The organism is Neobacillus canaveralius (genome assembly GCF_047237705.1).
GTDB classification, from domain to species: domain Bacteria; phylum Bacillota; class Bacilli; order Bacillales; family Cytobacillaceae; genus Neobacillus; species Neobacillus niacini_K.
Window position 1 is genome coordinate 222,402 of the sequence record NZ_JBDFLL010000001.1, and the last position, 20,412, is coordinate 242,813.

Consider the following 20,412-nt stretch of genomic DNA (forward strand, 5'->3'; position numbering starts at 1 on the left):
GTTCTACGGTTGCCGGTCTGGCACCTTCATTTGGTCGTGGAGCAATGACTAACAGTTGGAATGATGTGCAATATACTGATTGTGCGTTGATTATGGGCGCAAACCCTGCTGAAAACCATCCAATCAGCTTTAGATGGTTAACAAAAGCGAAGGAGAATGGCGGAAAAATAGTAAGCGTTGACCCTCGTTACACAAGAACATCGTCAATGTCAGATATTTATGCACCATTACGCTCTGGAACAGATATTCCTTTTATTGGCGGGATGATTAAATATGCGCTTGATAATAATCTTTATCACAAAGAGTATGTTGCTAAATATACAAACGCTAGCTTTATTGTAAAAGAAAGCTTTAAATTTGAAGATGGTTTATTCTCAGGATATAACGCAGACAAGCGCTCCTATGATAAAACACAGTGGGCTTTTGAAAAAGACGCTGAAGGAAAGCTAGTAAAAGATTTCAGCTTAGAGCATCCTAGGTCTGTTTTCCAATTAATGAAACAGCATTATTCACGCTATGATGTTGACACAGTTGTAAAAGTTACTGGGACACCAAAAGAGGACTTATTAAAAGTATATAAAGCGTTCTGTGCTACGGGTCAAGTGGGTAAAGCAGGAACGATCATGTACGCAATGGGAACAACCCAGCATACAGTTGGTACTCAAAACGTTCGTGCGTTTGCAATCATTCAGTTGCTTCTTGGTAACATTGGTTTGCCAGGCGGTGGAGTTAACGCAATGCGCGGTGAGTCTAACGTACAAGGATCCACAGATTTTGGATTGTTATATGGTAACTTGACAGGTTACTTGAATGCACCGACTTCTTCAGACCCATTGAATGCCACTCTAACAGGACACTTAGAAAAAGAAACGCCAAAAACAGGCTATTGGAGCAATAAACCTAAGTTCATTGTCAGCTTATTAAAAGCTTGGTATGGACCAAATGCAACGGCAGCAAATGAATTCGCTTACCAGTACCTGCCAAAGGGTAATAAAAACTATTCACATATTAACCTATTTAAAGCTATGTATGACGGCAAGTTAGAGGGCGCCTTCCTATTTGGAACGAATCCGGTTGTCGGCGGTCCAAATGCAGGTAAAGAAAAAGAAGCTCTTTCTAATTTAAAATGGTTAGTAGCCGTTGACCTTTGGGAAACAGAAACATCTGCTTTCTGGCAAACAGAAGCAGGAAGCAATCCTGCTAAGATTAATACCGAAGTCTTCTTACTGCCAGCATGTTCTTCTTATGAAAAAGAAGGAAGCATATCAAACAGTGCTCGCTGGATGCAGTATCGTTGGCAGGCAATTAAGCCGCTTGGTGAATCAAAGGCAGACCTGGAAATTATCCATGAGCTTGCAACTAGAATTAAAGGTTTATATAAAAATGAAGCAGGTCCAGTGGCTGAACCAATCAATGCTCTTTACTGGAATTATGGTGAGGGACATCATCCTGATATCGACTTAGTATGTAAAGAAATTAACGGATACGATGTCAATACAGGAAAACTAATTGCTGGGTTTGGAAATCTAAAGGACGATGGATCAACATGTTCAGGTAACTGGATTTATTGCGGATTCTACCCTGAAGAAGGAAAGAACCGTGCGAAAAACCGTGACAAAAAAGATACAGGAATGAGTTTGTATCTAAACTGGTCATATGCTTGGCCGATGAACCGCCGTATCCTTTACAATCGCGCTTCTTGTGATCCAAGTGGTGTGCCATATAACAAAGAAAAAGCTGTAGTATGGTATGACGCGGTACAAGGCAAATGGACAGGAGTGGACGTACCTGACTTTGTGGCAACGAGAAAGCCTGGTGATGCTGGCTTCGAAGATCCATTCATTATGATGAATGATGGTGTGGGCGGAGTATTTGCTCCAACATTAAATGATGGTCCATTACCAGAACACTATGAGCCATTTGAAAGCCCAGTACAAAATCAATTCTCTAGCCAAGAAATTAACCCAGCCATTCAACTATTTGATGGTAAATTCAATGAACGCGGCTTCAAGGCAGACTTCCCAATTGTTGCAACTACCTACCGGGTAAGTGAGCATTGGCAGTCTGGAACGATGACTCGTAACCAAGCATGGTTATCGGAACTTGTACCTCATATGTATATTGAAATAAGCGAAGAGCTAGCAAGAGAAAAAGGCATTAAAAATAAAGACGAGGTCATTGTCAGCTCTGCACGTGGTGAGGTAAAGGCATATGCGATGGTAACGAAGCGCTTTAAACCTCATAAGATTAATGGCAAAAACGTTCATCAAATCGGAATGCCTTGGCATTTTGGTTATAAAGGAATCGCAACTGGGGAAACAGCTAATCGCCTGACACCTCATATCGGGGATGCAAATACGACAATTCCTGAATATAAGGCATTCCTCTGTGACGTAAGGAGGGCTTAACAATGGCGACTGAATATGTGAAATTTGTCGACGTAACCAAATGTGATGGCTGTCGTGCTTGTATGGTTGCTTGTAAGAACTGGAATGACCTTCCAGCAGAACCGCAGGATTTTCTCGGAAGTGCTCAGTCACATACAAAAACAACTGCTGATACTTGGAATGTATTGCAATATATCGAACATGAAAACTCTAAGGGCGGTCTTGACTATCTTTTCCGTCACTCTGCATGCTTCCATTGTACGGACGCGGCATGTGAAAAGGTCTGCCCTGAAGACGCAATTAGCTACACTGACTTTGGTACAGTTGTAATCGATCATGAAAAATGTGTAGGCTGTGGGTATTGTGTAAATAACTGTCCATTTGAAGTCATTTCCCTTAAGGAATATGTTGATAAAAATGGTGATAAGTACAGAAAAGCTAATAAATGCACAATGTGTACAGATCGTCTTGAAGAAGGCTTACAGCCTGCATGTGTAACAACTTGTCATACAGGAGCAATGCAGTTTGGCGACAAGGCGGCAATGATTCAAAAAGCAGAAGAACGTGTGAAACAAATTAAAGACCGCTATCCTAACGCAATGGTCTATAATCCGCAAGGTGTTGGCGGAACTCACACCGTTTATGTACTTGCCGAAAAGCCATCTGTATATGGCTTACCTGAAAACCCTAAAGTTCCAACATCCGCTGTGGTTTGGAAAGACTATGCACAGCCAATCGGTAAAATGATGATTGGTGCAACAACAATGGCAGTTGTCGGAGCTTTTATAACCAATACAATTATTAGTAAGAAAAAGAATGGTAAAAACGAAGCCGGAGGTGAGCACCATGAGTAAACCTCAAAATTCGACAGTAAAGGTAAAACGTTTTTCGAAGGCATTTGTCTGGGCGCACGCAATTAACGCGATTTCATTTATCGCCCTATATATTACAGCTTTACCAATGTACACAGAGTTTTTTGACTGGTTATATCCGGTGCTTGGCGGACCAGAAGGTGCACGTCTGCTCCATAGAATATTTGCAGTAGCATTTATTACACCAACGTTCATCTGGGTTATTTTTGACTTCAAAGGCTTTAAGCTTTGGATGAAGGAACTTGTTACGTGGAAGAAGCGCGATTTAGAGTTCTTTTCAGAGTTTGTAAAAGAGTTATTCGGTTTCAATTTCAAGCATGTTAAACAAACATTCTTTAACGCTGGTGAAAAGATTAACTCAATCATTCAAATTTTGACAGCATTCTTGATTATTGGTTCAGGTATTCCAATGTGGTTTCCTGAATTCTTCCCAAGAGCAGTTGTTCAATGGGGATATTTATTACACAACGTCGGTTTTGGTCTAGCGATCGCAGTAGTAGTCGGACACATCTATCTATCTGTTATACACAAAAACTCTAAACCAGGATATACAGGTGTTATCACAGGTGAAGTACCTGCATGGTGGGCTCATGAACACTATACAGAATGGTATGAGGAAGAAGTCGCAAAAGGCAACTTCCCTAAACTTGATGATCCGCATAAACCAACCACACCTGGAACACCAGGTACACCGAATAAGAAAAAGAAAAAAGGCGCTTAAGTTAAATCATCAGCCTGTATGAACGTAAATACTCAAAATGGCTGTCTGTAACAGGACAGCCATTGGTTTATAAAAACAAAAGAGGTGCAATTCAATGAAAAAATCTGTTGTTTCGAAAGAATATCAGAATTTACAGAAGGATATTTTGACCCTTCAAGAGAATTGGAAAAAGAGTATAAATCCAGAATCCATTATTCCAAACCTAGATAAAGCGGCAATGTCAGCAGGAGTGCCAGCGGCGGCATTAGCGTCTATTAATTTCGAAATTTCACTATTCGTACAGTGGATAGAGGAGATAAATGCACTTTTAACTAAAAACAACTCTGAGCTGGAATCAAAGCTTGCTGATGTCTTAACGTTATTAAACGAAGAAACAGCGATTCGCTGGATTGACGAAGCCTTCTCTTTTAACAGTGTTTATTTTATAGGTTTCGCTGAGGAAAATGAACTTGAGGAATGGATTCCGCAATTTCTTGCCGAAACAGCACTAAGACCTTACCTGCAGCTTACAGCAGATAAAATTCAACACGAAATCACTCATGCTGTTCCTGGAGCAGGCTGTCCTGTTTGTGGTGAACCTGCTAGACTTGCTGTTCTTGAAGCTGAAGGGAAAAAAGTAATGACGTGTCCTCGCTGTCTGGCACATTGGAATGCAAAACGAATTGAATGTGTACATTGCGGTAATGATGATCACGAAACTATTCTGTTCTTGACCATTGAAGGTGACGCTTCCTCACAAATTCAGGTTTGCGAAAAGTGTACAGGATATATTAAAGTGATAGATACAAGACAATATCTCAGCAAGCCGTCAGCTGCCATGCTGGACTTAAATACAATTCACCTTGACTTCGTAGCGCAAGATCAAGGTTACCATGCGATCGGTCAGGAAAAATTAACAAATTAAGAAGGTGCGTTATTCATGAAAGCTGCGGCTATTATTTTATCAGGTGGAAAATCTAGCAGAATGGGCACGAACAAGGCTCTCCTAAAATTAAATGAGAAAACCACAATAGAAAGAATGGTTGATAGCCTTAAAGTTTATTTTGATGACATCATTCTTGTTACCAATGATCTGGATTCCTATCAATTCTTAGGGGTGAAAATGGTGTCCGATCACTATCCTGGAAAGGGACCGCTGGCAGGCTTTCACGCCGGCCTAATGGCCTCAGACTATGATGTGAACTTCATTGTAGCGTGTGATATGCCGTTTATTTCTGGAGAACTTGCTTCAACGCTTGTGAATCAGATTAACCATTATGATTCCTTAGTACCAGTGATTAATGGAAAAATGCAAACCCTTTGTGCAGTTTTTCAAAAGAAGACGGTAAATAAAATTGAAGAATGTATTGAAAATGGACGTCTTCCAATAAAACATCTGCTTGCGCATTTGAACGTCCTTTATGTTACGGAAAAAGATCTAGAGATCTATAGCAGCATTGATATGGAACGTGTCTTTTTCAATATGAATCACCCGCATGATTATGAGGATGCAAAAAAGTGGCTCAATAGCTGATGAAACAGGAAGGGTGTAAGGCATAGTGCAATTTTTCAAGGTGAAAACAGTCGAAGAAACCTTCGCGATGATCGAAGAAAAAATTCCAGCTATTAAAGATACGGAGGAGCGTTCCCTTGAAGAGGCTCTCCATTATATAACCGCGGCGTGCGTCACCGCGAAGGAAAATGTCCCAGGCTTTGACCGTTCTACCGTTGATGGATATGCCGTTAAAGCAAAGGACACTTATGGTTCATCCGATTCCATGCCAGGGTTTTTAACAGTAGTTGGCGAGGTGAAAATGGGTCAGAGTGCTTCCATTCCTGTAGGACAGGGGGAGGCAGTCTATGTGCCAACCGGCGGGATGATTCCTCCGGGCAGTGACAGCGTTATCATGATTGAGCATTGTGAAGACCACGATGGTTTGTTAAACACCTACAAGTCAGTGGCTCCTGGTGAGAATATCATTCGCGCAGGTGAAGACATCCGCGAAGGGGAAGTTGTTCTTCCAGAAGGGACGATGCTTAGACCTCAGGAGTTAGGCGCAATCGCTTCGCTTGGCATTAGTCATGTTACGGTCTATCGCAGGCTCAAGGTGGGTTATCTATCATCTGGTGATGAAATTGTTCCCTATCAAACAGAAAAACTCTTAGAAGGTCAAATCCGTGATATTAACTATTTGACGATTGCCAGCCTCGCAAAACAGTGGAATGTTGAGGTTGTTTATGGTGGAATAGGGAAGGATGACTTTCAAGAGTTTCAACAAAAAGCACAAAACCTTTATCAACAGGTTGATTGCTTAATTCTTTCTGGAGGAAGCTCAGTCGGGGCAAAGGATTATACCACAGATGTGATCGGGTCCTTAGGTTCACCAGGTGTATTTGTCCATGGTATTTCTATTAAACCTGGAAAGCCTACAATCTTTGCGATGGCAAATGGAAAACCTATCATTGGCTTACCAGGCCACCCAGCCTCTGCAATGATTATTTTCATGCTTTTTGGCGAAAAAATACTTCAAAAGTTAAAAGGCGAAAAAATCGATAAAAAACCTGATCGAATTTTTGCACGGATTACCAAAAATATTCCTTCGGCACCTGGCCGCTCTGATTATATTCGTGTGCGTTTGTTCGAAAAAGAAGGAAAATGGTGGGCAGAGCCTATCATAGGGAAATCAGGTCTAATTACAACATTAGTAAAAAGCGATGGAATTGTTGAGATTAGTTCAGAAAAAGAGGGTATTTCACAGGGAGACTATGTTCCTGTGATTGCAACACGATGAGGGGGATAAAATAGATGGACCGCAAAACGTATAAACGGAAAATATATTTGGAGGACAAACCCCGACCTTTAGCAAAGCGAGAAATTCTCGAGGCCTTTTCTCTGCCCCTTGAAATAGAAATGTTACCAACCAGTGATGCCCTTGGCCGTGTAACCGCTGAGCCGATTTTTGCCAATGTTTCCATGCCTCATTACCATGCATCGGCAATGGATGGAATTGCCGTAATCGCTGAAAAAACGTACACCGCTCACGAGCAAAATCCCCTACAGCTAAAGTTAGGGGCCGATTTTACGATTGTAGATACAGGAAACGCGATTCCAGCTCCATTTAATGCGGTAATAATGATCGAACATGTCGATATGATTGATGAGGAAACGATTGAAATTATCGAACCAGCAACACCTTGGCAGCATATCCGTCCAATCGGTGAAGATATCGTACAGGAGGAAATGCTTTTTCCACAAGGACATATTCTAAGACCAGCTGATTTAGGAGTGCTGTTAGCCGGACAGCAGCTTCAACTTCCAGTTGTAAAGAAGCCGGTGGTTACCATTATACCAACAGGTAATGAGCTGGTTGAAGCAGACAGCGAACTTTCTTCTGGAAAAATTATTGAATTTAACGGAACGGTATTTGCGAATTTTATAAAAGACTGGGGCGGCGAGCCAAGACTTAACCGAATTGTGAAGGATGACCCTGAAAAGATTAAGTCTGTATTGCTCCAAGCTGCGAAAGACTCTGATATTATCGTTATTAATGCTGGATCATCAGCAGGTTCAAAGGATTATACCGTTCATATCATTGGTGAAATTGGCACGGTCTTTACCCACGGTGTGGCCGCAAGACCTGGTAAACCGGTTATTTTAGGAAAAATAAATGAAAAGATTGTCGTAGGTGTTCCAGGGTACCCTGTTTCAGCCTATTTAGCACTAGAGTGGTTTGTACGCCCGCTAATTTGCAAATATTTACAGATACCTGAGCCAAAAAGACAGACTGTAAGTGTCAAGCTTGGCCGCCGGATTGTATCAGGTATGGGTGCAGAAGATTTTGTACGAATGAATATCGGCTATGTGAATGGACAGTTTGTTGCTAACCCGTTGACAAGAGCAGCCGGTGTAACGATGTCCTATGTTCGGGCAGATGGCCTTCTTGTCGTACCAGCCAACGTAAGTGGCTATGAACAGGGTGAATTTGCTGAGGTGGAGCTTTTGAGACCGCTTGAGGAAATTAAAAACGCCATTATGTTTTCCGGAAGCCATGATTTAACCATCGACCTTTTATCATCTCAGCTAAAAAGAGTACGTGCTGATATGAAAATAGTTTCCTCCCATGTTGGCAGTATGGCTGGTATCATGGCGATTCGAAAAGGAGAGGCCCACGTAGCGGGCATTCATTTGCTTGACCCTAGTACAAAGCAATATAATATCTCATATGTTAAGAAAATATTAGCTGGATTGGATGTTGTCCTCTATCCATTTTTAAAAAGAAAGCAAGGATGGATTTTACCAAAGGGAAATCCGCTTAGTATTGAAACGGTGGCAGATATATTTGAGAAAAAAGCGAACTTCGTCAACCGTCAAAAGGGTGCAGGAACGAGGATCCTTTTAGATATGCTGCTAGAGGAGAACAGTATTTCATCAGAAGAGATTACCGGTTACGAACGGGAAATGTTTTCACACTTAGCTGTAGCAGCCGAGGTAAATGGAGACAATCATGGAGCAGGACTAGGAATCTATCCAGCGGCAAAAGCTATGAACCTGGATTTTGTTCCAGTAGCAGATGAAGAATACGATTTAGTGATGACGAGGAGCTTTTACGAAAGTGAAAGTGGCAAACTGTTAATCGATATTATCCAATCACCAAACTTTAAACAGCAGGTCGAAAAAATCGGCGGATATGAAGTGGTCGAAAATGCAGAGCTAAAGAAATTGGTCTAAAAGAGGTGCATAAGATGAATTTTCAAATATCAAAAGAACCGATTGATATTCAATCTGTCATAGATAAGGTTGTTCAGCGTAATGCGGGAGCGATCACTACTTTTATTGGAACCGTTCGTGAATTAACCAAAGGAAAAAAGACATTATTTTTAATATACGATGCGTACGAAGCGATGGCTGTGAAAAAATTGGAGCAAATCGGCAGGGAGATTGAAGAGCGCTGGGAAGGTGCTCAGGTCGCGATTACCCATAGAGTGGGCAGGCTGGATATCACGGATATCGCCGTGGTTATTGCCGTTTCTACTCCCCACCGTGCCGATGCCTATGATGCGAATCGATATGCCATTGAGCGGATTAAAGAGATCGTCCCGATTTGGAAGAAAGAACATTGGGAAGATGGTGAAGAGTGGATGGGCAATCAGCTCGAAACCGTCGCTTATCCTAGTGGCAAGCCTGAGGAGAGTGACTTAAATGAATAAAGTATTATTTTTTGCTCATTTACGCGACGCAGTCGGAGAAGAGTTTCTTAAGATAGATGCAAGCGGCAAAACAGTTGCTGAATTAAAAGCAGAATTAGTCCGCAATTACAATCTTTCAAAATTAGATAGTGTTATGACGGCTGTAAATGAAGAATTTGCCCAAGATGATGAAGTCATTCAAGATGGTGATGAAATTGCCTTTATTCCGCCAGTAAGCGGTGGTTGATACGGTTGTTTGGAAAAGGGGAAAACAGAATGGATGAACGATATTCACGACAGGTCCTCTTTCCAGGGATCGGAAAAGAAGGACAAGATAAAATCCGCTCGAAGCATGTGTTAATGATTGGAGCGGGCGCACTGGGGTCTGGAAATGCTGAAGTGCTTACCCGTGCTGGGATTGGAAAGCTCACGATCGTTGATAGAGATTATGTAGAAGCCAGCAACCTTCAGCGCCAGCAGCTTTATACAGAGGAAGATGTGGCGGCAAAGCTTCCGAAGGCGGCTGCAGCTGAAAAACGGCTAAAGGCGATCAACTCGGACGTTGAACTTAAAGCTATTATTGGCGATGCCACTCCAGCAATGCTCGAGGATTTGGTAAAAGATGTGGATATTATTATGGATGCGACCGATAATTTTGAAACGCGGATGGCGATTAATGATGTTTCACAAAAGTATGGGATTCCTTGGATATACGGGGCATGTGTTGGCAGTTATGGGATGAGTTTTTCGATTATTCCAGGGAAAACGCCATGTTTAAATTGTTTGTTACGGACGATTCCAATGCAGGGATTAACCTGTGATACCGGCGGAATTATCTCGCCTGCAGTCCAGATGGTGATTTCTCATCAAAGTGCTGAAGCGCTCAAAATGCTTGTCGAGGATTGGGATGCCGTTCGAACTTCATTTGTAAGCTTTGACTTGTGGCGAAACCAATATACTAGTTTGAAAATGGGGAAGGCGAAATTCGCTGGCTGTTTATCGTGCGGCGAGGAAAGGACGTATCCTTACCTAGACTCGGAAAACATGACAAAAACTACTGTTTTATGCGGCCGGGATACGGTACAAATTCGTCCATCGACACAAGGTGAAATATCGCTTGAGAAGCTGGCAGGACAGCTGAGCACACTGGGTTATTCCGTGAAGGGCAATCCCTATCTTTTGTCAGTAGAAATGGGTTCAGAACGCATGGTTATCTTCAACGACGGACGTGCTCTTATCCATGGCACAAAAGATTTAACCCATGCCAAATCTATATATCAAAGAATTTTAGGATAGAACTCGTACCTTATTGGTACGGGTTTTTTTGTGACATAAACCTACATGTTTCACGTGAAACATGTCGAATTTTTATTTGCCGGATGAATTTGGTATGATGATAGTGAGAACGGAATAGAGGAGTTTATAATCGTGAATATATCGGTAGAAAAATTATTAAGGAAAATCGAAGAGGAATTAACGCTGGCGAAAAACAGCCCTCGCCCCGAAAACTTGCGGGAAAAAGTGTACTCTATTAAAATATTATGCGAGCTGATCCTAGATGAAAAACAAAGATCCAAGGAAGCACCACAAAATCCTGTCCCGGCATTTCAGCCTGTAACCGTACAGCCATCCTTTGTGCAGCCAGTAACATTAAACCAACCAAAAAAAATAGAAATGGAAGACGAAGCAAACGGTGACTCGCTATTTGATTTTTAATAGATCGCTGTGTTAAAGCTAAATGATGATTAGTACACTATGTTGATTGGAGCGGAAGGCACGTAGACTCCTGCGGGAGGACGGGGCAGGGGAGACCCCGCAGGCGCTTAAGCGCCGAGGAGGCTCCCCGGACCGCCCGCGGAAAGCGAAGTGCCTGGAGCGGAAATCAACAGACCCCTTTAACACAGCTAAACTATGAGTAGAAGAAAGGGGAAAACATGAAGACTTTTATTATTATCGGAGCTATTAACGCTTTTTTAGCGGTGGCGCTTGGGGCCTTTGGTGCCCATGGACTTAAGGATAGACTAGACCCCTATTATCTAGATATATGGAAAACAGGTGTTACCTATCAAATGTTTCATGCAACTGCACTATTGGTGATTGGAATTCTGTTAGGTAAAGTGGCGGCGAGTACATTCTTCACTTGGTCAGGTTGGCTATTCCTAGTAGGAATTATTCTTTTCAGTGGAAGTCTATATGTCTTAAGCTTAACGAAGGTAGGAGTGCTGGGCGCGATCACACCGCTTGGAGGAGTTTGCTTCTTAGCAGGATGGATTCTAATGATTATTGGGACTGTAAAAGATTTATAAAATAGAAAAAGGCATTGGACTTGAGTTCCAATGCCTTTTTCTATTATCTTGGCGGGAAAGTACTTAAACCAGGTGAAGCCCCAAAAGGGTATTCGTATTCAAGTTCTTCATCAAATGTAGCATAATCGAAAGCTACCATTGGGATGAGCGTACGCTGACCTGTTTGTGGATCACTTAAAATAAGATGATCGCGTCCCGCTGCTTCAATAATTCCAACAAATTTTTTGGCATTCCATTGGTTGTTGCCTTCAAAGGTTGCATAAACAGTTGCTAACTTCCCTTTGTTTAAGCGTAAAATATTTTCGATGTACGATTGTTCAATTGGCAGCATTCCCTGCGGCTGCTGTGAAGCTGCAGGCGTGCCTGCAGGAGCTCCTTGTTGTGGAAACTGTGGAAACCCTTGCTGTTGTTGACCAGGAAAAAATCCTCCTTGGCCTTGATACTGATTTCCGCCTTGCTGTCTAACGGGATAAGGCTGATACCCTTGTTGGTTATAATATTGATTCATCTTTTTCCCTCCTAAAAATGACTAAACGAATGCCCAACAGTCTATTCATACTCCATAAACACTTAAATGGTGACAATCGGGATGATCCCGATTTGAGCTGATTCGCCAGCTGTAACTTAAGACTCGCTGTTTTATTAGTATGAGGAGGGAAAGGGAAATATGACTTATGAAAATGACAAAAAAAGTCCTCAGCATGAGCTGAGGACTTAAGTCTTAAACATGTAAGAAACGAGAAACTCTTTCTTCCTCTAATAGGTTGCCAACAAAGAAGGCACCAAACTCACCGTAGCGTGCACTTACTTCATCAAAACGCATTTCATAGATAAGCTTTTTAAATTGAAGAACATCTTCAGCAAAAAGCGTTACGCCCCATTCATAGTCATCAAAGCCAACAGAACCGGTAATGATTTGCTTCACTTTTCCTGCATATGTACGACCAATCATTCCGTGGCTGCGCATCATATTGCGGCGATCTTCCATCGGAAGCATATACCAGTTGTCACTGCCCTGACGGCGCTTATCCATTGGATAGAAACAAACATGAGATGTTTTAGGAAGCTTAGGGTATAGACGAGCAAGAATTTGTGGGTTTTGGTATGGATCCTCGCCAGCAGGCAAGTAGTTACTTAATTCAACTACAGACACATAGGAATGAGCTGGAATGGTGAATTCTGCTAATTTTGTTTTATTAAATTCTGTTTCAATTTCATTTAGATCTGCCATTGTTGGGCGTAAGATCATCATCATGAAATCTGCTTTTTGACCAACAATTGTATATAAAGCATGGCTGCCTTCGTTACGTTCTTGTGTGTGATTCCATTTTTCAACTAGACTTAAAAACTCGTGAATCGCGGACTGGCGTTCATCACTGGTGAGCATTTTCCAAGTCGTCCAATCAACCGTACGGAAATCATGCAAACAATACCAGCCATCAAGCGTTTGAGCTGCTTCACTCATTAAAATCACTCCTAAATAATCATTCTTCTTATTTACAATCTTTACTATAACATAGTTTGACCAAGTCACGCTTGAATAAACCACCTTGGATATTTTTTTAAAAAGAGGGTAATAGTAAATTAGTGTGAAGTTTTTTGAATAAAAAAACATTTGTCATGAAAACGCCACCTAAGTTGAATTTTTCAACTGGTAAAGTATGCTAGAATAGGTAGATTTAATTAAGGAGGATTTAATTGTGGCTGATTTATTTGAAGGTTTAAAACAAAAATTATCCGGTCGTGATATGCGAATCGTTTTTCCAGAAGGCTTGGACGAGCGGATTGTCAGGGCAGCAAGCAGGCTGGCAGAGGAAAAGCGATTAACACCTATTTTGATTGGTAATATCGAACAGGTTCAGGCTAAGGCCCAGGAGCTTGGCGTTTCATTAGATGCGGCAGAAATTTATGACCCGGCAAGCTATGCGGCAATGGACGAGCTAGTGGCAGCGTTTGTTGAACGTCGTAAAGGAAAAGCAACCGAAGAGGATGCACGTAAAATTTTATTAGATGAAAATTATTTCGGTACGATGCTTGTATATTTAAATAAAGCAGACGGTTTAGTGAGCGGTGCGGCACATTCTACAGCTGATACGGTTCGCCCTGCATTGCAAATTATTAAAACAAAAGCAGGCGTGAAGAAAACGTCTGGCGTTTTCATCATGGTTCGTGAGGATGAAAAATACGTATTTGCTGATTGTGCGATCAATATTGCGCCTGACAGCAATGATTTAGCGGAAATTGCCGTAGAAAGTGCAAAGACTGCTGATATGTTTGATATTGAACCAAGAATTGCAATGCTTAGCTTTTCAACAAAGGGTTCAGCGAAGTCGCCTGAAACAGCAAGAGTCTCTGGGGCTGTTGAAGAAGCAAAACGCCGTGAACCTTCTTTAGTCATTGATGGAGAATTCCAGTTTGATGCTGCATTTGTACCGTCTGTGGCAAAAAGTAAGGCACCAGATTCACCACTTCAAGGGGATGCAAATGTGTTTATCTTCCCAAGTCTTGAAGCAGGAAATATCGGCTATAAAATTGCTCAGCGTCTAGGTGGATTTGAAGCGGTTGGACCAATCCTTCAAGGATTAAATAAACCAGTAAACGACCTATCTCGCGGCTGTAATGAAGAAGATGTTTATAAGCTAGCGTTAATTACGGCAGCACAAGGAATAAAATAGTTTTTAATGCCAGTCCTGGGTTGGGGGCTGGCTTTTTAAATTGTTGGTGGGTTTCTTGGGTTTTGAACACTTTTTTTGTTGTTTTGTACACTTTTGAGAGACTTTTGTACATTTTTATAGAGGTTTTGTACAATTAGACATTAATTGGAAAAAACTGAACTGTTTTAGTAGAATTCTTTTTGCTAAAATAAGCTTATTATTCATTTTGAGGAGAAAACCAATATGGAAGGTTTATTACATCAGCCAGAATGGAGAATCATCGATCAGTCCACGGCTGGCAGACATTTTCAAGCATTACAGTCATTCGGCACAGACGATACCCTTTGCGCCACAGTCGGTTCTGGGCAGGCTCCAGCAACAGCTAGAACCTGGGTCCATCACAATACCATCGTTCTCGGGATACAAGATACCAAACTGCCATTCTTAAAAGAAGGAAGGCAATTTCTCGAGGAGCAGGGCTATCAGACTATTGTCCGGAACTCCGGCGGTTTAGCGGTGGTGCTCGATGAAGGGGTTTTAAATATCTCATTGATTTTACCTGAAAAGGAAAAAGGGATCGACATTAACCGCGGGTACGATACGATGTGGCAGCTCATTCAAAACATGTTTGCTGATTACAATAAGAATATTGAAGCGAGAGAAATCGTCGGCTCCTATTGCCCGGGAAGCTATGACCTAAGTATTGATGGGAAAAAGTTTGCCGGCATTTCGCAGCGCCGCCTCAAAAAAGGGGTAGCTGTTCAAATCTATTTATGTGTCAATGGCAGCGGCAGTGAGCGTGCACAGTTAATTAAGAAATTTTATGAGATTGCGAAAAACGAACAGCACACAAAATTCACGTATCCGGAGATTGTACCGAAAGTGATGGCTTCTCTTTCTGAATTATTGGAAACTCCGTTAACAATTTCTGACGTCATGCTGCGCCTGTTAAACCAGTTAAAAAAGAATAGCGATAATCTGTACGCAGGGTCATTAACTGGGCTGGAACTAGAACTCCTTCCGGGCTACTATCAAAGAATTATTGATCGTAATGAAAAAATATAAAAAGCCGTAAACCCAAACTGGATTTACGGCCTCTTTTAAGAGGATATTGTCGTCTCCCAAAATTCTTTTACTCAGCGACCTTCTCTAAATTCCCGTTACGGTCCATTTTGAATTTTGTCGCTGGTCTTTCTTCTTCTTCGAATAATACAAGCTTACGAGCGCGGTTCATAATTTTCATGAGTGTCTCGTAATCTTCTTGGATGGTTTCGGTATTTTGCTCGAGACCTTCAATTTTTGCAGTCATTTCTTCATTTTGCTTGCGTAATTCTGCGATTTCGCGCTTCAATCTTTCATTCTCACTTTTTAATGCTTCATTTTGCAGATTCGCATGATTAAAGTTTTGTAAGTAATCAATTACGCTATCAAGTGATAATCCTGTTGCAGGTGCTGATGGTCTAAAAGTTTGAACAGTTGGCTTTACATAGGTTTCAGGCATAACAAACGTTTCAGCTGCAACTTCCGCTGTTAAATCTGGCATTTCATAGGAAGTTTCCATAGGCACTTCCACTGGTGTTGATAGTGTTTCATAGTTATCAGCAGCCGGTACTGGAGGATTGTAGAGTAACTTTTTCTTTCCTCCCTGGTCTTTCCCTAACACTCTTTGTCTTTGTTTACGCTGTTTCTTTGCTAATTGCAATGCTTTTTCATAGCGATGGCGTACAACCGCATTCCATCTGAAGCCACAGGCTGCAGAAGTCCGATTTAACTTGTCGCCTACCTCTTCAAAAGCGTTCAGCTGGGTACTGCCTTCACGTACATGGCGAAGGACGGTTTCAGCTAACAAAAGATCATTTTCATCTGTCCATGCATCTTGCCGTACTTTCATATCTTTTCAACTCCCTAAATAATAATTACGATAAACCCAAGATGAGTTTTTAAAAGTTCTAGTCTTATCTTGGACAAGTTTTTCAAGCTTTATACCAAAATGTCTGCAAGGATAATAGTTTTTTTAACTGAAAGAGTTAGAACGATTGGTAGGGCTGTATCTTAAACATAGCTGTTAAAATCTTAAAGCCGATTTTAACGCGAAATAAGCTATTTTGAGCATTCGAACTTAGTTTGCAGGCTCTTTTCTCAAAGAATTAAGGCTTTTTCCAATAAAAATATGCTCCATCAATCTTACTTACTTCCAATAGGAACACATATGAGAAAAGAGCCTTTGCTAAAGAAAAGTAACTTGCAATGAATTGAAAGAAATTGTAATATATCTAAGGAGTTAAACCGTAATTAAATTGGCTAAAATAGTGTAATAATAGATAAGAAAGGGTGGAAGTAATGTCAAATGAATTCCGCGTGTGTGATGATTGTCAGGCCGTGAATCTAAAGACATTAATCCCTCGTTTGAAAGAATTGGATCCCGAGGCCATCGTTACAATTGGCTGCCAATCTTATTGTGGACCCGGCCGGAAGAAAACATTCGCCTTTGTCAATAACCGTCCGGTTGCGGCACTAACGGAAGAGGAATTAATGGAAAAGGTTAATAAAAAGCTAAAATAATCACCTATGATCTTCACGAGCCTAGGTGATTTTTCTTTTCATCCCTTTGTCGAAAAATCCTGCGGGAAATTGCTGGAATTTGGGATATAATAGAAGAAAGTTTAGAGGAAGAGGGAAAGCGATGGTATATTCGGCGGAAAAACTGAGTGAAGAAAAAGTGTTTAAAGATCCTGTTCACCGCTACGTTCATGTACGTGACCGTGTCATCTGGGATTTAGTCGGAACAAAAGAGTTTCAGCGCCTGCGCCGTATCAAACAGCTCGGAACCACCTTTTTAACCTTTCATGGTGCTGAGCACAGCCGCTTTAACCATTCTCTCGGAGTATATGAAATTGTCCGGCGCATCATCGATGATGTGTTTCACGGCAGACCCGAATGGAATGATGACGATCGTCTCCTAACCCTTTGTGCTGCACTTCTCCACGATTTGGGGCATGGCCCATTTTCCCACTCGTTTGAAAAAGTGTTCGATTTTGACCATGAAGATTTTACCCAGAAGATCGTATTAGGAAATACAGAGGTTAACGCCGTTTTAAAAAAGGTTAGTCCTGATTTTCCCCAGCAAGTTGCTGAAGTGGTTGCGAAAACATCTGCGAAAAAACTAGTGGTCAGCTTGATTTCCAGCCAAATAGACGCTGATCGGATGGATTATTTGCAGCGGGATGCTTATTTTACCGGAGTGAGCTATGGTCAATTTGATATGGAGCGAATTCTTCGTGTGATGAGACCGAAGGAAGACCAAGTGGTGATCAAAAAGAGCGGTATGCATGCAGTTGAAGATTATATTATGAGCCGCTATCAGATGTATTGGCAGGTCTATTTCCATCCTGTATCCCGCAGTGCAGAGGTTATTTTGACCAAAATCCTTCATCGTGCCAAACAGCTTTATGAAAACAATTATTCTTTTAAAAATGATCCGATTCACTTTTATTCTTTTTTTACCGATAGTGTTACGTTAGAAGACTATCTAAAGTTAGATGAATCAATTATTATGTTTTATTTTCAAATCTGGCAGGAAGAAGACGACGGTATTATAAGCGATCTTTGCCGGCGATTTGTGAATCGAAACTTATTTAAATATGCCGAGTTTGATCCTGCAAAGGAGTATAAGAAGCTCGCTGAACTGACCCGTCTATTTGAAAAAGCAGGAATTGACCCGGAATATTATTTAGTTGTCGATTCTTCATCTGACTTACCATACGATTTTTATCGCCCAGGTGAAGAAGAGGAACGTCTGCCGATTCATCTGTTAATGAAAAATGGGGAATTAAAGGAACTTTCCCGGGAGTCTGAGATTGTGGACGCAATCTCTGGTAAGAGGAGAACGGACCATAAACTTTATTACCCTGGTGATTTCTTAGAGGACGAGTCTTCGGAAAAAGAAATAAAAAAACAAATACGTACCCTATTAGAGATATAACCCTGGAGTAGGAGATGACGAACGTTGTTAAAAGATCATGCCAAGCTGATGCAGGCTGTTTTAGTATCCGGAGAAATCATCGGGAGAAAAAAGCTGCAGAAGATGATATATATTGCAAAAAAAGTGAGCTTTCCGTTCCATGAGCGGTTTCAGTTTCATTTTTACGGTCCATATTCTGAGGAGCTAACACTAAGAGTCGAAGAGCTTTGTAATATGGGATTTCTCAATGAAATCAAGGAGAAAAAAGGCGGTTATTTTCAATATCGCTATACCCTGACAGACACAGGAAAAGAGTTTTTGAGCTTAAATGAAGTCGAGATGCCTTTTTTACAAGATTGCCTTGAAGATATGAACGATCAGAATGCTAGATTCCTCGAGCTAGTTTCGACGGTTTTATATTTTGATAATCTATCGAAAGAAGAAGTAACTGACAAAGTATTTACGTTAAAAAGCAGCCAGCGCTATACAGAAGAAGAAATTGACCAAGCCTATGCCTATATTGAGGCATTAAAAGGAAAAGCTAAGCTCGAATAGAAAAAGCGTCCGTGTTTTTGAAGTTGCCTTCAAAGACAGGGACGCTTTTTGATTACTTGTCGCTAGCTCTAACGCCGGCAACGCCGTAATGTTCTTTCTGCATTTCTTCAATAAAAACAACAACGGCTTCTTTTGGAGCTCCAGTTGTTTCAGTAACAGCAGAAGTCACTTTTTCAACAAGCGCTCTTTTTTGATCATCTGTACGTCCTGGAAGCATTTTTACAGTAACATATGGCATGATGTATTCCTCCTTTATGGCTGTGCAAGGGAAAATGTTGTTTGTGAACACTGTTGATTTGTGCGGAAGGCGCGAGACTCCTGCGGGAGTACGGAACAGGGGAGACCCCACAGGCGCTTCAGCGCCGAGGAGGCTCCCCGAACCGCCCGCGAACCGCTCGCGCCTGGAGTGCAAATCAACAGACTAGTTAGCACAGCCTATTCCTAACTACAAGGATAGTTTAGCAAACATTTTCATTTTATATCCAGTTTAAGGTATACTTATAGGAAAAAAGAGGAGAAATGGGGAAACTAATTTGGAAGGATTTCTTGCTTATTCATTAAGGGAAATTCCCTATGTCGCGATTACGCTCATGATTGCGTTCACGTTTCATGAATTTGCACACGCGTATGTGGCCTATAAATTTGGAGACCATACGGCTCAAAAACAGGGACGATTGACGTTAAATCCACTGAAGCACCTCGATCCATTTGGTACGATCCTAATTTTTATTGCTGGATTCGGCTGGGCTCGTCCGGTGCCAGTTAATCGTTTTTTCTTTAAAAAGCCGCGCCTTGCAGGTATATTAGTTTCTGTAGCCGGTCCTCTTAGTAATCTTGTTCTAGCTGCACTTGGTTTTTTTCTCGCATTCGGATTAGCCCGGACACAATTAGCTGTAAATCTTCCAGGTATTTTCGAATTTTTTGAGATCTTTAACTGGCTCAATCTCGTGCTGTTTGTGTTTAATTTATTGCCGTTCCCGCCTTTGGATGGCTATCGGATTGTGGAGGATTTAGCTCCAAACCATATTAGAGCGAAAATGACTCAATTTGAACAGTACGGCGTATTGATCTTTCTGATTTTGGTCATTACTCCTCTTGACCGTTATACCATACAGCCGATTTTCCAATTCATTATCCCTGGAATTTGGGAAGGCTTAAATAATTTCTTTTATAATTTGTTTTTTTAATCTAGGAGGTTTCGAGTCTTAATGGAAGAAAATAAGAAAAAACCAATTGGCTTTAATATTATTAAACCTGATCCGACTGATGGACATAAGGGCTTTGGCAAGGGAGCGTTAAGCCTGGATAATGTTTCTCCAGTCATTATTGATGTCGAAGCCGGTGACGCGGTCATTGATGTTGGAGCGATGCACGCGCGCAGCGTGGTTGAAAAGGGAATTAAATTCCTTAAGACCAAGGAAGAGGTTCCCAACGCGAAACCATACTGGCTGGTATGGGTGACAGTGGACAGGAAGCAAGAGGGTCCCTATTATGCTGGAGTTACGGCATGTGAAATGACGGTAGACCGTGAAATTCGCCGAGGCTATAAATCACTTCCTGAGCACGTAAACAGAATGGATAAGTCATTGAAACGTTATATTATCGTCGACCATATGGATGATAAATCGAAAAAAATCTTGTCTGATTTTCTCCAAAATCACAATCAAGATATGTGGAATAATTCAGAAGAAGAGCTGAAAAAAGGCTTAGCTGTCGAATAATAATTTTTTACAATAGCAATTTTTGACGAAAAGTTGTAAAATATATGCAGTGTGTAAACACTGTAAGAC

The 20,412-nt window shown here is 41.3% G+C and carries 22 protein-coding genes and 1 pseudogene; 19 read left to right on the forward strand and 4 right to left on the reverse strand.

What is annotated here, in order from left to right; translation table 11 throughout:
- Positions 1–8: 8 nt before the first annotated feature.
- The 12 genes and pseudogenes from fdnG to ABC255_RS01135 all read left to right on the forward strand — a co-directional run.
- Positions 9–2,408: pseudogene (gene fdnG, locus ABC255_RS01080) on the forward strand (formate dehydrogenase-N subunit alpha); the annotation flags it as partial.
- Positions 2,409–2,410: 2 nt separating this feature from the next.
- Positions 2,411–3,241, forward strand: a complete 831-nt coding sequence (locus ABC255_RS01085; RefSeq protein WP_412990966.1) for a 4Fe-4S dicluster domain-containing protein — start codon at positions 2,411–2,413, stop codon at positions 3,239–3,241.
- Positions 3,234–3,980: a formate dehydrogenase subunit gamma gene (locus ABC255_RS01090; RefSeq protein WP_412990967.1), complete on the forward strand. Its 747-nt coding sequence runs from the start codon at positions 3,234–3,236 to the stop codon at positions 3,978–3,980. The genes ABC255_RS01085 and ABC255_RS01090 overlap by 8 nt, the downstream gene beginning before the upstream one ends.
- A 94-nt stretch (positions 3,981–4,074) precedes the next feature.
- Complete coding sequence (locus ABC255_RS01095; protein WP_459564441.1) at positions 4,075–4,884, forward strand: formate dehydrogenase accessory protein FdhE; 810 nt, start codon at positions 4,075–4,077, stop codon at positions 4,882–4,884.
- 15 nt (positions 4,885–4,899) lie between these two features.
- Complete coding sequence (mobA, locus tag ABC255_RS01100) at positions 4,900–5,493, forward strand: molybdenum cofactor guanylyltransferase (protein WP_412990968.1); 594 nt, start codon at positions 4,900–4,902, stop codon at positions 5,491–5,493.
- A gap of 25 nt (positions 5,494–5,518) precedes the next feature.
- A complete protein-coding gene (locus ABC255_RS01105) occupies positions 5,519–6,751 on the forward strand; it encodes a molybdopterin molybdotransferase MoeA (RefSeq protein WP_412990969.1) in 1,233 nt (410 codons plus the stop codon).
- A gap of 14 nt (positions 6,752–6,765) precedes the next feature.
- Entirely contained in the window at positions 6,766–8,688 is a 1,923-nt protein-coding gene (locus tag ABC255_RS01110) for a molybdopterin biosynthesis protein (RefSeq protein WP_412990970.1), read from the forward strand.
- A gap of 14 nt (positions 8,689–8,702) precedes the next feature.
- Entirely contained in the window at positions 8,703–9,167 is a 465-nt protein-coding gene (locus ABC255_RS01115; protein WP_306074443.1) for a molybdenum cofactor biosynthesis protein MoaE, read from the forward strand.
- Positions 9,160–9,393, forward strand: a complete 234-nt coding sequence (gene moaD / locus ABC255_RS01120; protein ID WP_412990971.1) for a molybdopterin converting factor subunit 1 — start codon at positions 9,160–9,162, stop codon at positions 9,391–9,393. Before ABC255_RS01115 ends, moaD begins: the two co-directional genes overlap by 8 nt.
- A gap of 29 nt (positions 9,394–9,422) precedes the next feature.
- Complete coding sequence (locus ABC255_RS01125) at positions 9,423–10,442, forward strand: MoeB/ThiF family adenylyltransferase (RefSeq protein ID WP_412990972.1); 1,020 nt, start codon at positions 9,423–9,425, stop codon at positions 10,440–10,442.
- 132 nt (positions 10,443–10,574) lie between these two features.
- On the forward strand, positions 10,575–10,862 hold the full coding sequence (locus ABC255_RS01130) for a YwdI family protein (protein ID WP_412990973.1): 288 nt from the start codon (positions 10,575–10,577) through the stop codon (positions 10,860–10,862).
- Between the two features lie 218 nt (positions 10,863–11,080).
- The gene (locus tag ABC255_RS01135) at positions 11,081–11,452 is read left to right on the forward strand and encodes a DUF423 domain-containing protein (protein ID WP_307306651.1); all 372 of its coding nucleotides are present in this window, start codon (positions 11,081–11,083) and stop codon (positions 11,450–11,452) included.
- 43 nt (positions 11,453–11,495) lie between these two features.
- Here the strand turns inward: ABC255_RS01135 and gerQ are convergent, their stop codons facing one another.
- On the reverse strand, positions 11,496–11,960 hold the full coding sequence (gerQ, locus tag ABC255_RS01140) for a spore coat protein GerQ (protein ID WP_412990974.1): 465 nt from the start codon (positions 11,958–11,960) through the stop codon (positions 11,496–11,498).
- A gap of 213 nt (positions 11,961–12,173) precedes the next feature.
- Positions 12,174–12,917: a hydrogen peroxide-dependent heme synthase gene (gene hemQ, locus ABC255_RS01145; RefSeq protein WP_412990975.1), complete on the reverse strand. Its 744-nt coding sequence runs from the start codon at positions 12,915–12,917 to the stop codon at positions 12,174–12,176.
- A 235-nt stretch (positions 12,918–13,152) separates the two neighbouring features.
- On the opposite strand from hemQ, the gene pta reads away from it, so the two are divergent.
- Both pta and lipL read left to right on the forward strand, forming a co-directional pair.
- Positions 13,153–14,127, forward strand: a complete 975-nt coding sequence (pta, locus tag ABC255_RS01150; protein ID WP_412990976.1) for a phosphate acetyltransferase — start codon at positions 13,153–13,155, stop codon at positions 14,125–14,127.
- A 222-nt stretch (positions 14,128–14,349) separates the two neighbouring features.
- Complete coding sequence (gene lipL / locus ABC255_RS01155) at positions 14,350–15,171, forward strand: octanoyl-[GcvH]:protein N-octanoyltransferase (protein ID WP_412990977.1); 822 nt, start codon at positions 14,350–14,352, stop codon at positions 15,169–15,171.
- 67 nt (positions 15,172–15,238) lie between these two features.
- Here lipL and ABC255_RS01160 read toward each other — a convergent pair whose 3' ends face one another.
- Complete coding sequence (locus ABC255_RS01160; protein ID WP_412990978.1) at positions 15,239–15,997, reverse strand: RsfA family transcriptional regulator; 759 nt, start codon at positions 15,995–15,997, stop codon at positions 15,239–15,241.
- A 449-nt stretch (positions 15,998–16,446) separates the two neighbouring features.
- Between ABC255_RS01160 and ABC255_RS01165 the strand changes: the two genes are divergently transcribed.
- The 3 genes from ABC255_RS01165 (at position 16,447) to ABC255_RS01175 (ending at position 18,622) form a co-directional block, all read left to right on the forward strand.
- Positions 16,447–16,668 (forward strand): YuzB family protein, encoded by a 222-nt coding sequence (locus ABC255_RS01165; protein ID WP_335528476.1) that lies wholly within the window; start codon positions 16,447–16,449, stop codon positions 16,666–16,668.
- A 121-nt stretch (positions 16,669–16,789) separates the two neighbouring features.
- Positions 16,790–18,088 carry an HD domain-containing protein gene (locus ABC255_RS01170; RefSeq protein WP_412990979.1) on the forward strand — a complete coding sequence of 433 codons (1,299 nt, stop codon included), beginning with the start codon at positions 16,790–16,792 and terminating at the stop codon, positions 18,086–18,088.
- Positions 18,089–18,112: 24 nt separating this feature from the next.
- Positions 18,113–18,622, forward strand: coding sequence for a YwgA family protein (locus ABC255_RS01175; protein ID WP_412990980.1), 510 nt, complete (start codon positions 18,113–18,115; stop codon positions 18,620–18,622).
- 52 nt (positions 18,623–18,674) lie between these two features.
- Here ABC255_RS01175 and ABC255_RS01180 read toward each other — a convergent pair whose 3' ends face one another.
- Positions 18,675–18,860 (reverse strand): 2-hydroxymuconate tautomerase, encoded by a 186-nt coding sequence (locus ABC255_RS01180; RefSeq protein WP_412990981.1) that lies wholly within the window; start codon positions 18,858–18,860, stop codon positions 18,675–18,677.
- A gap of 295 nt (positions 18,861–19,155) precedes the next feature.
- On the opposite strand from ABC255_RS01180, the gene ABC255_RS01185 reads away from it, so the two are divergent.
- Complete coding sequence (locus tag ABC255_RS01185) at positions 19,156–19,809, forward strand: site-2 protease family protein (protein ID WP_335528481.1); 654 nt, start codon at positions 19,156–19,158, stop codon at positions 19,807–19,809.
- A gap of 21 nt (positions 19,810–19,830) precedes the next feature.
- Entirely contained in the window at positions 19,831–20,343 is a 513-nt protein-coding gene (locus ABC255_RS01190) for a YwhD family protein (protein WP_412990982.1), read from the forward strand.
- Positions 20,344–20,412 lie beyond the last annotated feature (69 nt).